Genomic DNA, 13,994 nt, shown 5'->3' with positions numbered 1-13,994 from the left:
CACAGATTAACTTCTTTGCTGCGCCACGCGTGATTTCACTGCCGCCGGTTCATGCGTATGTCCCGGCTGCGGCACGCGGATGATAAAGGTCAGCACGCCAGCAAACACGTACAGCGCGGTATACGCCCACACCACGCCGACGATATCGAAAAACGGCAGCAACACCGACGCAATCGCGGGCGCGACAAAATTACTCAGTCCGGCCGACAGGTTATAAATCGACACGGCGGCGCCTTTGTGATGCGGCTCCAGTGTCGGAAACACTGCGGTCATCGGCACGAAGGCGGCGACAAAAATTCCTAACATCACCGCCGGAATCAGCGCCACCCAGAAGTTATGTCCGGCATACAGCGGCAGGTAGTAAAACGCCAGACTGGAGATGGCCATACCGAGACAGCCAAACCAGCGCACCTGACGGATCCAACCCAGTTTCTCGCCGGTAATGCCCCAGAAGATGTTGGTAAAAATGGTGACGAAGAAGAACACCGCCCAGATTTGCAGCCATTCGGAAATGGTGAAACCAAGACGATCAACGAACAGCAGCGGCATGATAATGGCGAAACCAAACAGCGACAGCGTGTTAATGATGCGAATCAGGCAGGCATAAAACACGTGCTGGTTGGTAAACAGAATAGTTACCGCCCGCGACATTTCGGTCATTTTATCGCGCATCGGCAAATTGACGCGCGAACGATCAACCGGCACATGGCGCAAGCTGAAATAGGCCAGCACGCCACCACAGGCAACCCAAATAATCGCCAGCCACAGCGTACCGGTTTCGCCGAGCATCGGGATGGTCAGACTCGGTAAATAGCTGCCGACCACACCGATGCCGACGGAATACATTGCCCAGAACCAACCGGTGGCGGCCGCCAGTTTTTCACGCGGCAGCACCTGCACCAGCATCATCATGAATGAGTAAATGAATAGCGGATACGCCAGACCGCGAATGCCGTAGAACAGCACCATCAGCGGATAGTTGCGCATGCCAAGACCCAGCGACATAAACAGCGTGTGCATGACAATCCACAGCACGAAGCCAATCATCATGGCACGCTGGGGCGTAATCAGTTCCGCTACCACGCCCGATGCCCACGCCGCTAGCGCTGCCGCCAGTCCGTAAAAAGTAAATACTACCGCCGACTGCGCTGGCGTGAAGCCCATATCGGTGATGTGACGCGACAGAAATGCCATTTCAAAGCCGTCACCCGCCATAAAAATAGCGATGGCGAGGAAGCCCCAGAACATCTTTTTCGGTAAGCCAAACCAGTAATCATTCGATTGCATCTCATTCATCCTCTGTCTGGAATTATTCAGGCAACAACACTCGCGCCTGCTGCTGTTGTGCATAGAGCGTGCGGAACAGCTGCAATCGCTGCTGCAGCACCTTGCCGCGCGCAGCATCTGGTTGATATCGCGCCTGCACCGGCGGTTTTAGGCAAACTTCGCTCTCCACACCACCCGCGGCCAGCCATGCCAGACGCGCAGCCCCCAAAGCGCCGGACGCGCTGGCGGGATGCGTGACGATCGGCAGTTGCAGCACATCGGCGATCAACTGCGCCCACAACGTGCTGCGCGCCCCACCACCGGTCAGGCTGCACTGCTGAATCTGGCGCTGCGCATCACCAAGTACCGCGAACCCGTCGGCCAAACCAAACGCTACGCCTTCAATTACTGCGTAGCCGAGCAGCGCACGCGGCGTTTCGTGGCGCAGATTGAAGAAAGAGCCGGAGGCGTCAGGATCGTTGTATGGCGTGCGTTCACCAGAAAGATAGGGCAGGAAAACCGGGGCATGACGCCGCTGCTCTTCGCTGAGCTGTGCCATCTCTTCCATCAGTTGGCTTTCGGTAACGGAAAGCAGATTACACAGCCAGCGCAGGCAGCTGGCGGCGCTGAGCATCACACTCATCTGGTGCCAGCGTCCGGGCAAGGCGTGACAAAAGGCGTGTACGCCCGATTGCGGATCGGCCAGCAAACGATCGTTGACGACAAAAATCACGCCGGAGGTACCCAGCGAGATAAAAGCATCGCCCGGATTGACCGCGCCGACACCAACCGCCGATGCGGCATTGTCGCCACCGCCGCCCGCCACGCAGACCGCGGCCGACAAGCCCCATTCACTTGCCAGTTCGGCTTTCAATGGGGCGCTCACCGCGCTGCCTTCCACTAGCGCCGGCATATTGGCGCGCGTGAGACCGGTGATGGCTAACAGTTCGTCGCACCAGTCGCGCTGAGCTACATCGAGCCACAACGTGCCTGCCGCGTCTGAAGGTTCACTGATAAATTGTCCGGTTAAACGCCAGCGTAGGTAATCTTTCGGCAGCAGCACTTTATCGATGCGACGGAAAATCTCAGGCTCATGTTCTGCCACCCAACGCAGTTTAGGTGCGGTGAAGCCCGGCATAATCATATTGCCGCTGAGCTGCATCATTTCCGGATGTTGGGCACTGAGCGCGGCACATTGCGGCGCACTGCGTGTGTCATTCCACAGAATGCACGGGCGCAGCACCTTACCCTGCGCATCCAGCAGCACCGCGCCGTGCATCTGCCCGGACAAACCCATCGCGCGAATCTCGCTCCAGGCCAGCGCATCCTGCTGGCGCAATCCAGCAAGGACATCACCGCACGCTTGCCACCAGCGCTCGGGATCCTGTTCTGCCCAGTGCGCATGCGGGCGCTGCACGTTGAGCGTGGCGTGATTCGAGGCAATGATCTCACCCTGCGCATTGATGATCAGCGCTTTGAGCTCGGAGGTGCCAATATCAATCCCAAGATACATAACGCGCTCCTTACACCGCAGCCAGCATGCGTTCTGGCTGTTTCAGCCACAGTTGCAGATCCGCCACGCTGCGCGTCACCAGCGCATGAAACGCCTTATCCTGTGCCAGTTCGCCAAATAGCGCGCTATCGCTGAGGAAAGCGTTCAGTGCATCGGAGCGGCTAAACTGCTGGCGCAGCGCATCGGCTTGCAGCACGCCATCCTGATAGGTGTAAGGCAAATCATCACAGGCCCAGCGCTGCAGGAACAGGAAGAACAGTGCAGGCAGCACGGCAGTGGCCGCCGGTTCTGCGCCACGCTGGTAGCATTCGCGCAGTGTTGGTGTCACCATGCCGGGGATTTTCGACAAACCGTCCGCGCCAACACGTTGATTGGTGTCTTTAATGTAGGGATTGCTAAAACGCGCCAGTACCACATCGCGATAATCGGCTAAATCCAGCGGGCTCGGCGACAGCGATGGCATCACATCCTGGGTCACGTAGTCATAGGCCAGTTGGTAAATCGCCGGCTGACGCGTGCTGTCATCAATGTAATTGAGGCCAATCAGCGTGCCTGCCCAGGCAATCGCCGCATGCGTGGCGTTAAGGATGCGGATTTTCGCCTCTTCCCACGGCAATACCGATTCCACCAGCTCAACGCCAACCTTCTCCAGCGCCGGCCGACCGGCAATGAAGTCATCTTCAATCACCCATTGAATAAAGGATTCGGCCATCACCGATGCACCATCCTCTTTACCCGTAGCGGCTTTAACGCGCTCAGCCACATCCGGCGTTGGACGCGGCGTAATGCGATCCACCATGGTGTTAGGCGAGGTGGTATTTTCGCGCACCCAATTCGCTAAGGCGTTGTCACCTTTGGCGGTAAGAAACGCGAGGAAGCCGTGACGGAAACGTTCGCCGTTGTGGCGCAGGTTATCGCAGTTGAGCAGCGTAACGGGCGCGCCACCGTTGGCCACGCGCTGCGTGAGGATGCGTGCCAGCGCGCCATAAATCGTGCGGATGTCGCCTTTCACATCGGCCTGCACATCCGGCTGCGTCAGGTCCAGTTCGAATTCCGGTGTCAAATAGTAACCGGCTTCGGTGACGGTAAAACCTATCACGCGGGTTTCACTTTTCGCTCCCTGCTCCACCAGCGCGCTGATGTTGCTATCCCACGGCAAGATTTTGCGCAGTGACGTGATGGTTTCGTAGGCGCGTTCGCCATCGGGTGTAACGGTTTCCAGCACATATTCGCCCTCTTGCGCAGCGAGTTGCTTTAGCAACGGCGCGGCATCAATGCGGATATTGCCGAGGGCAATGCTCCAGCTGTCATCGCCCTGCTCGCGTAGTTTATGCAGATACCACGCCTGATGAGCGCGGTGAAAAGATCCTGCGCCGATATGCATCCACACTGATTGATTGGTCATAGTCGCCTCAAAATAAACATTTGCCACGATTAAGGGCATTTGCCCGATGAGGCGTAGCATAGTGCGAGCGAGCAGCCTTGTTCTGCGAGCTCAATCACAATTAATACTTTTGCTCTTTTTTAGGGCTTTTGCTCAGTTAACACTTCATCGGCATCTCGCGTTAACATGGCGCACCGGTTTTGACGGAACAGCGCGATGAGCAGAGAAGAGAAAAAACAAGAACTGGCAGCACGTGCGGCCTGGATGTATTACGTGGCGGGCGTGACACAACAGGAAATTGCACGCGCGTTAGGATTGTCACGTCAGGTGGCGCAGCGATTGGTCTCCAGCGCGCGTGAAATGGGCATGGTGAGCGTAAAGATTGATCATCCGGTTACCCATTGCTTGCATCTGGCGCGCGACGTTCAGGATAAATTTGGCCTGCAACTGTGCCGTGTGGTGCCATCCGCCAATCTGGATGATGACGCTATTCAGCAGATGCTGGCAGTGGAAGGCGCGGCGGTGATGGCGCAATACATCAGCGAGGAGCAGCCGCAGGTATTTGGCATTGGTTCCGGTAAGACGCTGCGCTCGATGATTGATGCACTTCCCTGGGTTGAACGACCGCAGCATCAGTGCGTTTCGATGATTGGCGCGATTGCGCGGGACGACTCGGGTACGCGCTACGACGTGCCGCTGAAGATGGCGGAGAAGATGCAGGGCAAGTATTTCTTCATTCCTGCGCCGCTGTATGCGGATACGCCCGAAGATAAGGAGATGTGGATTCAGCATCAGGTTTATCAGCGCGTGACGTTACGCGCCTTGCAGGCGAATGTGGCCTTCGTTGGCATCGGCGAAGTGCAGCCCGGCTGCCCGCTGCATGCCGAAGGCTTTATCACCGATGCGCAAGTTGCTGCGCTCAACGCGCGCGGCGTGGTGGGCGAAATGCTCGGGCACTTTTTCAATCAGCAAGGTGAACGCGTGTGGGGTGAAACCGATGAACTGCTCACCAGCGTGTTGCTGGAGAGCCAGACGCAACGCCAGATTATTGGCTTTGCCGGCAGCGAGCGTAAATATCCGGCGATTCGCGCGGCGTTGCAGGGCGGCTGGGTGTCAGGTCTGGTGACCGATGAGGATACCGCGCTGAAGTTGTTGCGGGGGTAGAGGGTGCTTGCTGTCTCCCATCCCGGCCTTCCCCCGCCCGCGGGGTAAGGAGATGCTGCCAAATGCCACTTCAACACCCACATATAGCAGCATCTTCCTCCCCCAATTTTGGGGGAGGACCGAGGAGGGGGACAGCGAGGAATGGCCTGGATGGGGGACAGCGGGCACAAAATCTACTTCAACGATCCCTTCAAAAACTGCTGCAAACGTGGGCTTTTTGGATTGCCGAACAGCTCATCCGGCGTGCCCTGCTCTTCAATTTTGCCCTGATGCAGGAAGATCACATGATTAGAGACGTGACGAGCAAACTCCATCTCATGCGTCACTACCACCATGGTTTTGCCCTCTTCCGCCAGTTTCTGCATGATGCGCAGCACTTCGCCGACCAGTTCCGGATCGAGCGCAGAAGTGGGTTCGTCAAACAGTAACACTTCGGGCTCCATCGCCAATGCCCGCGCAATTGACACGCGCTGCTGCTGACCACCGGAAAGGTGCACCGGATATTTGGCTCGCGCACGCGCATCAATGCCGACTTTATCCAGATACTTAATCGCACGCTCACGCGCTTCCGCCTTGCTCAGCCCCAGCACCTGAATCGGCGCTTCGGTAACGTTGTCCAGCACCGTCATGTGGCTCCACAGGTTGAAGTGCTGAAACACCATGGTCAGGCGCGTGCGCAGCATACGCAGCTGCTCTTTGTTCGCGACTTTCAGTTGACCATCGGTGTCGCGCACCAGATTGATCTGCTGGTTGTTGACCGCAATGGTGCCTTCACTCGGTTTCTCGAGGAAGTTAATGCAGCGTAAAAAGGTACTTTTCCCGGAACCGGACGAGCCAATAATGCTGATCACATCGCCGGCATTTGCCTGCAGCGATACGCCTTTCAGAACTTCATGTTCACCGTAACGTTTGTGCAGTTCGGTAACGCTTAATTTATTGTCAGCCATAGTGATACTCAATGCGATGAAGAAGGTTTTACGTGCGCCAGGAAGCGTTGTTCAGCTTTGCGGAACAAGCTAATCAGCCCGTAAGAGATAATCAGATACAGCACCGCAGCGATGCCAAACGCGGTAAACGGCTGATAGGTGGCCGAGTTGATATCGCGCGCGATTTTTAACAGATCCGGCACCGTCGCGGTAAACGCCAGCGCGGTGGAGTGCAGCATCAGGATCACTTCATTGCTGTACGCCGGCAGCGCGGTGCGCAGTGCCGACGGCAGAATGATGCAGCGATACAATTTAAACGGTGAGAAGCCATAGGCGCGCGCCGCTTCGATTTCACCGTGCGGCACCGAACGAATCGCACCGGCAAAGATTTCGGTGGTATAGGCGCAGGTGTTCAGCGTGAACGCCAGCAGCGTACAGTTCAATCCACTGCGGAAGAAGGCGTTCAGCAGCTCGGTGCCCTTCACCACTTCCAGCGTGTACATGCCGGAGTAGAACACCAGCAGCTGCACATACAGCGGCGTACCGCGAAATACATAGGTGAACAGCCAAACCGGCGTGGAGATAAAGCGGTTAGAGGAGACGCGCGCAATCGCCAGCAGCACCGCGAGCGAACCGCCAATCACCACCGAGATGATCAATAACCACAGCGTAATCGCGATGCCGGTAAAACGGTAACCATCGGTCCAGAGCAGCTGTTTCCAATACTCCTGAATAATCTCAATCATAGCTCTGCCCTTTTCACACCCACCGTGTAGCGACGTTCAAGCCACCACAGCACGCCATTCGACAGCGTGGTAAACACCAGATAAATCACACCTGCCACAATGGCGAAGTAGAACGGCTGCCAGGTACTTTTACCTGCCAGCTGCGTGGCTTTCACCACATCTTCCAGCCCCAGCAGCGAAACCAGCGCCGTGGCTTTGAGAATAACCTGCCAGTTGTTGCCGATGCCCGGCAGCGCAAAGCGCATCATGGCCGGGAACAGAATGCGACGGAAGGTTTGCGAGCCGGTGAAACCGAAGGCGGTTGCCGCTTCGATCTGCCCTTTTGGCACCGCGAGGAACGCACCACGGAAGGTTTCAGTGAAGTAGGCGCCGTAGATAAAGCCGAGCGTGATGATACCGGCGACCATCGGGTCGATATCAAATTGCGCCAGTCCCAGCGCATCAGTGAGAGTATTCAAGGCGATCTGCAGACCGTAGAAGATCAGCAGCATCAACACCAAATCGGGCACACCGCGGATTAAGGTGGTGTAGCCTTCAAACAACATCGCCAGCGGGCGACTGCGGGAAAGTTTGGCGCCAGCGCCAATCAAGCCGAGCACCACCGCCAGCAACACGGAACTGAGCGCCAGCTCCAGCGTCACAAGGGTGCCCTTGAGGATTACTTCGGAATAGCCATACAACATGGGTTCAATCCTGTCGTGAGGGTAAGTTACAAACGCTGCCCAACTGACGGACAGTCCTAACCGGGGAATTTGAATCGCAGGATGGATGGCGGCAAGCGTATGAAACCGGGCAGTTTACATAGGTAAGCGCCCGGAGTGAATACTTATGTGCAACCTTCCTGCCTTTCACAGACCAGGATTAGGAAACAGGATAATTAATCGCCGTACACGTTGAAATCAAAGTACTTCTTAGCAATCTTGTCGTAAGTGCCGTCTTTACGCATCTCAACAAAAGCTTTATCGATCGCGGCCTTCAGATCGGCATCATCTTTACGCAAGCCCATACCGGTACCGACGCCAAAGATCTTGTCGTCTTTCACTGCCGGGCCGGCAAACGCATATTTAGCGCCAACAGGCTGCTTCAGGAAACCTTCGCTCGCCTGCACTTCGTCCTGGAACGCGGCATCAATACGACCGGCATTCAGATCCTGATACACCAGATCCTGGTTAGCGTAAGGCGTAACGGTGACACCTTTTGGCTGCCAGTACTCTTTTGCATAGGTTTCCTGCGTGGTGCCCTGCAGCAGACCGATGTTTTTCCCTTTCAGGGATTCAATGGTCGGTTGCAGCGTAGAACCTTTCGGTGCCACTAAGCGCGCGTTCGCCGCGTACAGTTTTTCAGAGAAGTTGATCTCTTCCTGACGCTTTTCGGTAATTGACAGAGAAGAGATGATGGCGTCGATCTTCTTCGCTTTCAGCGACGGGATCAGCGCATCGAAATCACTTTCCACATAAGTACATTTAGTCTTGATACGTTTACAAATTTCGTTCGCCAGATCGATATCAAAGCCCACCAGCTGACCTTGCGCGTTCTTGGATTCGAATGGCGGATAAGTCGGGTCAGTTCCAATGCGCAGCGACTGCGGCACAGCGGCGAAGACGCTCGCGCTACTTACCATTGTCAGCATCAGAGAAAGAGCCAGAACTCGCTTTTTCATAGTTAACCCTCAAGTGAAGTGCTTATTGTTATGTGGTGCGTGATGTGTTGGTTTGCGCTGTAAGCTGTGCACGTTTCATGCCAGTTGTGCGAATTGGCTAAACGCTGCGCAAGCGCGCTAAATACTGCGCCGGTTAGCGGCGCAAGCACTTAGTTTGTGAGGGAAATATAACAGTGGTGTGAGGAAGAAAAAGCGACATTGTTAACTTTTGGTGCACAAGATGCACGAAGAGTGATCGCACACGCGAATTTGCACACGAGCAGTGCATTAATGCACCATTATGCGCCACTCCAGCGAGTGAAAAGATCTTCTGGCAGCTCAATATCGAACTGATCGAGCACACGATTCACCGTTTGATCGACTAAATCGCCGATCGATTGCGGACGATGATAGAACGCTGGCACCGGCGGCATGATCAGCGCGCCCAGCTCTGCGGCGGTGGTCATCATGCGCAGATGTCCCAAATGCAGCGGCGTTTCGCGTACGCACAGCACCAGCTTACGCTGCTCTTTTAGCACCACATCGGCGGCGCGGGTCAGCAGGCTATCGCTGTAGCTGTGCACAATCCCCGACAGGGTTTTCATCGAGCACGGCGCGATCGCCATGCCGAGAGTTTTGTAGGATCCGGATGAGATGCTGGCGGCGATGTCGCGCACGTCATGCACCACATCGGCCATCGCCTGCACCTCGCGCAGGCTGAAATCGGTCTCCAGCGCCAGCGTTTGCCGCGCGGCGGGGCTGATCACCAAATGGGTTTCCACCTCCGCCAGCGGTTGCAGCACTTGCAACATGCGTACGCCGTAGATCGCGCCGCTGGCGCCGGAAATACCAATGATCAGTCGTTTCATAATTCAGCCTTGCAAGTTCAGATTGCGGCAATGATAGCGGCTCACTGAACAAAAATACAAAAACAAACAGGGCGGGATTGCGCCCGCCCTGCTTTTACTCTGCCATAACCTCTGGCTTAGCCTTCGTTATGCAGCTCCAGACCTTCCACTTCTGTCTGACGCGCGATGGCTTTGGAATCGTCATTACGCAGCGACTGCAGATACTCTAGGTACTGTTGATCGACATCTTTGGTGACGTAGATGCCGTTGAATACCGAGCACTCAAAGTTGGCGATATCCGGGTTCTCTTCACGCACCGCTTCAATCAGGTCGTTGAGATCCTGGAAAATCAACGCATCCGCTTTAATCAGCTGGCAGATCTCATTCACTTCACGGCCATGCGCAATCAGTTCGGTAGCGCTCGGCATATCAATGCCATAGACGTTCGGGAAACGGATTTCCGGTGCCGCCGAGGCGAGATAGACTTTTTTCGCGCCCGCTTCACGTGCCATCTCAATGATCTGCTCGGATGTGGTGCCGCGAACGATGGAGTCATCCACCAGCAACACATTCTTATCACGGAACTCAGCACGGTTGGCGTTCAGCTTACGGCGAACGGCGCTGCGGCGCTGCTGCTGGCCGGGCATGATAAAGGTACGGCCAACGTAGCGGTTCTTCACGAAGCCCTGACGATATGGCTTGTCGAGGATGCGTGCGATTTCCAGCGCGATATCGGTTGAGGTTTCCGGAATCGGGATCACCACATCGATATCCAAATCTTCCCACTCGCGGGCAATTTTGTTACCCAACTTGGTGCCCATACGCACGCGTGCGCTGTACACCGAGATTTTGTCGAGGAACGAGTCCGGGCGCGCAAAGTAGACGTATTCAAACAGGCACGGATTGGTTTTCGGGTTCTCAGCGCATTGACGCGTAGAGAGCTGGCCCTGCTCGGTGATGTATACGGCTTCGCCAGGCGCTACGTCACGAATGAACTCGAAGCCCAGCGTATCCAGCGCGACGCTCTCTGACGCCACCATGTATTCGGTGCGGCCATCGGCGATAACGCGCTTGCCCAGCACCAGCGGACGAATACCGTTGGGATCGCGGAAGGCGACCATCCCGTGTCCAATAATCATTGAAACCACTGCGTAAGCGCCGCGCACCTGCTGATGCACAGCCGCCACCGCAGCAAAAATGTTGTCAGCTTCCAGCGGATAGTGCTGAAAACGGTCCAGCTCCTGCGCGAAGATATTCAGCAGGATTTCGGAATCTGAGGTGGTATTAACGTGACGGCGACCCGTTTCGAACAGCTGTTTACGCAGTTCGTGGGCGTTGGTCAGGTTGCCGTTATGCGCCAACGTGATGCCGTAAGGAGAGTTCACGTAGAAAGGTTGCGCTTCAGAGGCGCTGGAGCTGCCTGCCGTTGGGTAGCGCACATGACCAATCCCGATGTTGCCCTGCAGACGCTGCATATGGCGCGCTTCGAACACATCGCTGACCAGGCCGTTGGCTTTACGCAAACGGAAGCAGTTAATAGCATCGATGGTACAAATGCCGGCGGCATCCTGCCCGCGGTGCTGAAGCACCGTTAACGCGTCATAGATTGACTGGTTTACTGGCATGAAACCGGTGATACCAACAATACCGCACATATTGTCATTTCCTCATTAGCCGCACTCCCGATGGTGTCACCGGGGTAAAAAACTCGACGTGCTTTTCAGGTAATCGAAAAACCACCTGATGATGTAACTGAACTGGGGAATGAGTTGCGACTGTTGCCAGTCCGGGCTTTTAGAAAAGCCGGTGAATGTATCGAGAAAGAACAGCATAGCAGACACGATCAGCACACCGCGCAACGCCCCGAAACAGACACCCAACACCCTGTCGGTTCCCGACAAGCCGGTTTTTTCAACCAGCGAGCCGATCACATAGTTCACGATGGCACCCACAATCAGGGTGGCAACAAACAACACCGCGATAGCGATGCCGTTGCGAACCAGTTCGTCGTCAAAACCTGTAAACCAGACTGCAAGGTAGGCGTAATAATGACTGGCGACAAAAAACGCGCATCCCCAGGTAACGAGAGATAAGGCTTCCCGGACAAACCCGCGAATCAGGCTGACCAGAGCCGAAAAACCAACTACCGTAATAATGACGTAATCAATCCAGATCATGAACTCTTCCAGCCCAGTGCTATCGCACCCCTGCATCCAGTTCGGGGCGCATTCTAACAGAAAAAGAAAACGTTTGCGTAGGGTTTTCCGGTTCTGTTTCCGCAAAAAGGGCGATGAAAAAAACTTTCCTCGCCCTGTGTATTATCAGTGATTTAATACACTGATATTCAATGATTTTCCTGTCGCGCTTCGCTACAAAAATTTTGTAAAGCCGCGCCTTTTTCTGCTATTGGCGCGGCTTATCAGCGCGTTATCGCGCGCTATACGGTTTCACCACGCCACCGAGGCCGGAGATGCTTTGCAACTCACTCAGCGAGCCTTGCAGCTTCGATTTATTGGCATCCGGACCGACGTAAATGCGGGTGATTTGTCCCTGCACCGGCGTAGACGGCACGGTAAAGGCGCGATAACCGGAAAGACGCAGCTGCGCCACAATCTCGCTCACTTTCGCCGCATTCTTCAGCGCTCCGAGCTGCACCACAAATGCCTGACCAGCTGGCGCTGCGGGTTCACTCTGCTTCGGCGTTTCCACCGGTTTCGACTGCTCTACCGGTTTCGGCTGCTCGACGGGCTTCGGCTTAGCTTGCTCCACCGGTTTTGGCTTCGGCTGTTCAACCGGCTTCGGTTTCGGCTGCTCGACCGCTTTCGGCTTCGACTGTTCCACCGGTTTCGGCTGCACTTGCTGATGCACCGGCGGCGGCGTGACCACGCTGGGCTCGCTATTCTGCGTGGGCTGCGCGCTGCCGTTAGTGGCGGTTTTACCACCGTTCTGATTCTGGGCCGCGCCCGCCCCTTCCGGCGGCTGCGCCGGCAAGGGTTGCGTCACCGGCGGCACCATTTCGCTATCCTGCTGATCGTCCGGTTTTGGCACCAGCGGAATGGCGGCGAACTCTTCTTTATAATGTTTCTTCTTACCGTCCAGTAGGCCGGGCAAGACGATGACACCAATCGCCACCAGAATGACCGTACCGACTAAGCGATTTTGGAACTTACTTGCCACTGCCGTTCTCCGCTGCCATCGATTCCATAACCTGCGCTACGGTGTGGAAAGAGCCACACACCAGAATCACATCTTCGGGACGCGCCTGCTGACGCGCCGCTTGCCAGGCTGCATCAACGTTGCAGTAAGCCACACCGCCGTCCAGATGAGCCAGCAGCTCATCGGCGGAGGCACCGCGCGGACCGTCGAGCGGCGCGCAGTACCAGCGATCAACCTGTGGTGCCAGCGCCGCCAGCGTGCCCGCGATATCTTTGTCGTGCAGCATGCCGACCACCGCATGCACTTCACCGCTGTGCGGCTCTTCAGCCAGACGCGAAGCCAGATAATAAGCGGCATGCGGATTGTGCGCCACATCGAGAATGACGCGCGGCGCTTCGCTGACGGTCTGGAAGCGCCCCGGCAAAATCGCCAGCGGCAGATGCTGACGAATAATCGCTTCGCTTACCGTTAAACCCGACGCACGCAGCGCGGTCAGCGCGGTGGCGGCATTGGGTAACGGCACCTGCGGCAGCGGTAAATCGCGCAGCTCGCCGTGCGCATCCTGCAACGTCCAGCTGGTACCCGTTTGCTGCCACTGCCAGTCGCGATTGCGCTGCAGCAACACCGCGCCCTTCTCCGCTGCAACGTCGGCGATGGTGCCCGGCATATCGGCTTCACCGACAATTGCTGGTTTACCTGCGCGGAACACGCCGGCTTTTTCCCGGCCGATACTTTCACGATCCGGACCCAGCCAATCGGTGTGGTCGAGCGCGATGCTGGTGATCACTGCCACGTCGGCATCGACAATATTGGTGGCATCAAGACGTCCGCCCAGGCCGACTTCAAGGATCACCACGTCGAGATTCGCCGCGCGGAACAGATTGAAGGCCGACAAGGTGCCGAACTCAAAATAGGTGAGCGAAATATCACCGCGCCCGGCTTCAATCGCGGCAAAACTGGCGCTGTGCTGCGCTTCATCCAGTTCAGCGCCCTGCACCCGTACACGTTCGGTGTAACGCACCAGATGTGGCGAGCTGTAAACGCCCACGCGATAGCCCGCGGCCATCAATAGCGTTTCCAGCATGCGGCAGGTGGTGCCTTTGCCATTGGTACCGGCGACGGTGAAGACAAAAGGAGCGGGTTTGAGCAGGTCGAGGCGTGCGGCGACGCGTTGAATACGATCCAGACCCAGTTCAATGGCCTGCGAATGCAGATGCTCAAGATAATGAAGCCACGTGGCCAAAGGCGACGTGGCTTGAGGAAGAGATTTGTCCATGTGTCCCGTTCAAAATCAATACATCGAGTAACTTAAGGTCGCGGACCACGTTGGATGCAACCTTAAGTATTCAATG

The 13,994-nt window shown here is 56.2% G+C and carries 13 protein-coding genes; 1 reads left to right on the top strand and 12 read right to left on the bottom strand.

Features of this window, described 5'->3' with window-relative positions:
• Nucleotides 1–6: 6 nt before the first annotated feature.
• From ACFQW4_RS12905 to dalD, 3 genes are read right to left on the bottom strand one after another with little or no spacing between them, the layout of a single operon-like run.
• Nucleotides 7–1,287, bottom strand: a complete 1,281-nt coding sequence (locus ACFQW4_RS12905) for an MFS transporter (protein ID WP_192233267.1) — start codon at nucleotides 1,285–1,287, stop codon at nucleotides 7–9.
• Nucleotides 1,288–1,309: 22 nt separating this feature from the next.
• The gene (gene xylB, locus ACFQW4_RS12900) at nucleotides 1,310–2,779 is read right to left on the bottom strand and encodes a xylulokinase (RefSeq protein ID WP_377725671.1); all 1,470 of its coding nucleotides are present in this window, start codon (nucleotides 2,777–2,779) and stop codon (nucleotides 1,310–1,312) included.
• Between the two features lie 10 nt (nucleotides 2,780–2,789).
• The gene (gene dalD / locus ACFQW4_RS12895; protein ID WP_377725669.1) at nucleotides 2,790–4,184 is read right to left on the bottom strand and encodes a D-arabinitol 4-dehydrogenase; all 1,395 of its coding nucleotides are present in this window, start codon (nucleotides 4,182–4,184) and stop codon (nucleotides 2,790–2,792) included.
• Between the two features lie 195 nt (nucleotides 4,185–4,379).
• On the opposite strand from dalD, the gene ACFQW4_RS12890 reads away from it, so the two are divergent.
• On the top strand, nucleotides 4,380–5,327 hold the full coding sequence (locus ACFQW4_RS12890) for a sugar-binding transcriptional regulator (protein WP_101763642.1): 948 nt from the start codon (nucleotides 4,380–4,382) through the stop codon (nucleotides 5,325–5,327).
• Nucleotides 5,328–5,500: 173 nt separating this feature from the next.
• On the opposite strand, the gene hisP is transcribed toward ACFQW4_RS12890, so the two are convergent.
• From hisP to folC, 9 genes are all read right to left on the bottom strand, one after another.
• Complete coding sequence (gene hisP / locus ACFQW4_RS12885) at nucleotides 5,501–6,274, bottom strand: histidine ABC transporter ATP-binding protein HisP (RefSeq protein WP_101763641.1); 774 nt, start codon at nucleotides 6,272–6,274, stop codon at nucleotides 5,501–5,503.
• Nucleotides 6,275–6,282: 8 nt separating this feature from the next.
• Nucleotides 6,283–6,999 (bottom strand): ABC transporter permease, encoded by a 717-nt coding sequence (locus ACFQW4_RS12880; RefSeq protein ID WP_008105190.1) that lies wholly within the window; start codon nucleotides 6,997–6,999, stop codon nucleotides 6,283–6,285.
• The gene (locus ACFQW4_RS12875) at nucleotides 6,996–7,682 is read right to left on the bottom strand and encodes a histidine ABC transporter permease HisQ (RefSeq protein WP_008105192.1); all 687 of its coding nucleotides are present in this window, start codon (nucleotides 7,680–7,682) and stop codon (nucleotides 6,996–6,998) included. Before ACFQW4_RS12875 ends, ACFQW4_RS12880 begins: the two co-directional genes overlap by 4 nt.
• A 194-nt stretch (nucleotides 7,683–7,876) precedes the next feature.
• Nucleotides 7,877–8,659: a lysine/arginine/ornithine ABC transporter substrate-binding protein ArgT gene (gene argT, locus ACFQW4_RS12870; RefSeq protein ID WP_101763640.1), complete on the bottom strand. Its 783-nt coding sequence runs from the start codon at nucleotides 8,657–8,659 to the stop codon at nucleotides 7,877–7,879.
• 278 nt (nucleotides 8,660–8,937) lie between these two features.
• Nucleotides 8,938–9,507 (bottom strand): UbiX family flavin prenyltransferase, encoded by a 570-nt coding sequence (locus ACFQW4_RS12865; RefSeq protein WP_061717852.1) that lies wholly within the window; start codon nucleotides 9,505–9,507, stop codon nucleotides 8,938–8,940.
• Nucleotides 9,508–9,623: 116 nt separating this feature from the next.
• On the bottom strand, nucleotides 9,624–11,141 hold the full coding sequence (purF, locus tag ACFQW4_RS12860; protein WP_101763639.1) for an amidophosphoribosyltransferase: 1,518 nt from the start codon (nucleotides 11,139–11,141) through the stop codon (nucleotides 9,624–9,626).
• A gap of 36 nt (nucleotides 11,142–11,177) precedes the next feature.
• Complete coding sequence (gene cvpA / locus ACFQW4_RS12855) at nucleotides 11,178–11,663, bottom strand: colicin V production protein (RefSeq protein ID WP_377725664.1); 486 nt, start codon at nucleotides 11,661–11,663, stop codon at nucleotides 11,178–11,180.
• A 250-nt stretch (nucleotides 11,664–11,913) separates the two neighbouring features.
• On the bottom strand, nucleotides 11,914–12,663 hold the full coding sequence (gene dedD, locus ACFQW4_RS12850) for a cell division protein DedD (RefSeq protein ID WP_101763638.1): 750 nt from the start codon (nucleotides 12,661–12,663) through the stop codon (nucleotides 11,914–11,916).
• Complete coding sequence (folC, locus tag ACFQW4_RS12845; protein WP_377725661.1) at nucleotides 12,653–13,918, bottom strand: bifunctional tetrahydrofolate synthase/dihydrofolate synthase; 1,266 nt, start codon at nucleotides 13,916–13,918, stop codon at nucleotides 12,653–12,655. The genes dedD and folC overlap by 11 nt, the downstream gene beginning before the upstream one ends.
• Between the last annotated feature and the right edge of the window lie 76 nt (nucleotides 13,919–13,994).

This window comes from Pantoea sp. GCM10028869, assembly GCF_042666835.1.
Taxonomy (GTDB): Bacteria; Pseudomonadota; Gammaproteobacteria; order Enterobacterales; family Enterobacteriaceae; genus Pantoea; species Pantoea leporis.
Note: the sequence above shows the minus strand (reverse complement) of the source record. Positions and strands in the feature narration are given on the sequence as shown.

Coding starts and splice junctions, on each gene's coding strand:
- ACFQW4_RS12865 (WP_061717852.1), bottom strand. CDS start 9,507: ATGAAACGACTGATCATTGGTATTTCCGGCGCCAGCGGCGCGATCTAC.
- xylB (WP_377725671.1), bottom strand. CDS start 2,779: ATGTATCTTGGGATTGATATTGGCACCTCCGAGCTCAAAGCGCTGATC.
- ACFQW4_RS12875 (WP_008105192.1), bottom strand. CDS start 7,682: ATGTTGTATGGCTATTCCGAAGTAATCCTCAAGGGCACCCTTGTGACG.
- ACFQW4_RS12890 (WP_101763642.1), top strand. CDS start 4,380: ATGAGCAGAGAAGAGAAAAAACAAGAACTGGCAGCACGTGCGGCCTGG.
- purF (WP_101763639.1), bottom strand. CDS start 11,141: ATGTGCGGTATTGTTGGTATCACCGGTTTCATGCCAGTAAACCAGTCA.
- ACFQW4_RS12880 (WP_008105190.1), bottom strand. CDS start 6,999: ATGATTGAGATTATTCAGGAGTATTGGAAACAGCTGCTCTGGACCGAT.
- hisP (WP_101763641.1), bottom strand. CDS start 6,274: ATGGCTGACAATAAATTAAGCGTTACCGAACTGCACAAACGTTACGGT.
- ACFQW4_RS12905 (WP_192233267.1), bottom strand. CDS start 1,287: ATGCAATCGAATGATTACTGGTTTGGCTTACCGAAAAAGATGTTCTGG.
- cvpA (WP_377725664.1), bottom strand. CDS start 11,663: ATGATCTGGATTGATTACGTCATTATTACGGTAGTTGGTTTTTCGGCT.
- folC (WP_377725661.1), bottom strand. CDS start 13,918: ATGGACAAATCTCTTCCTCAAGCCACGTCGCCTTTGGCCACGTGGCTT.
- argT (WP_101763640.1), bottom strand. CDS start 8,659: ATGAAAAAGCGAGTTCTGGCTCTTTCTCTGATGCTGACAATGGTAAGT.
- dalD (WP_377725669.1), bottom strand. CDS start 4,184: ATGACCAATCAATCAGTGTGGATGCATATCGGCGCAGGATCTTTTCAC.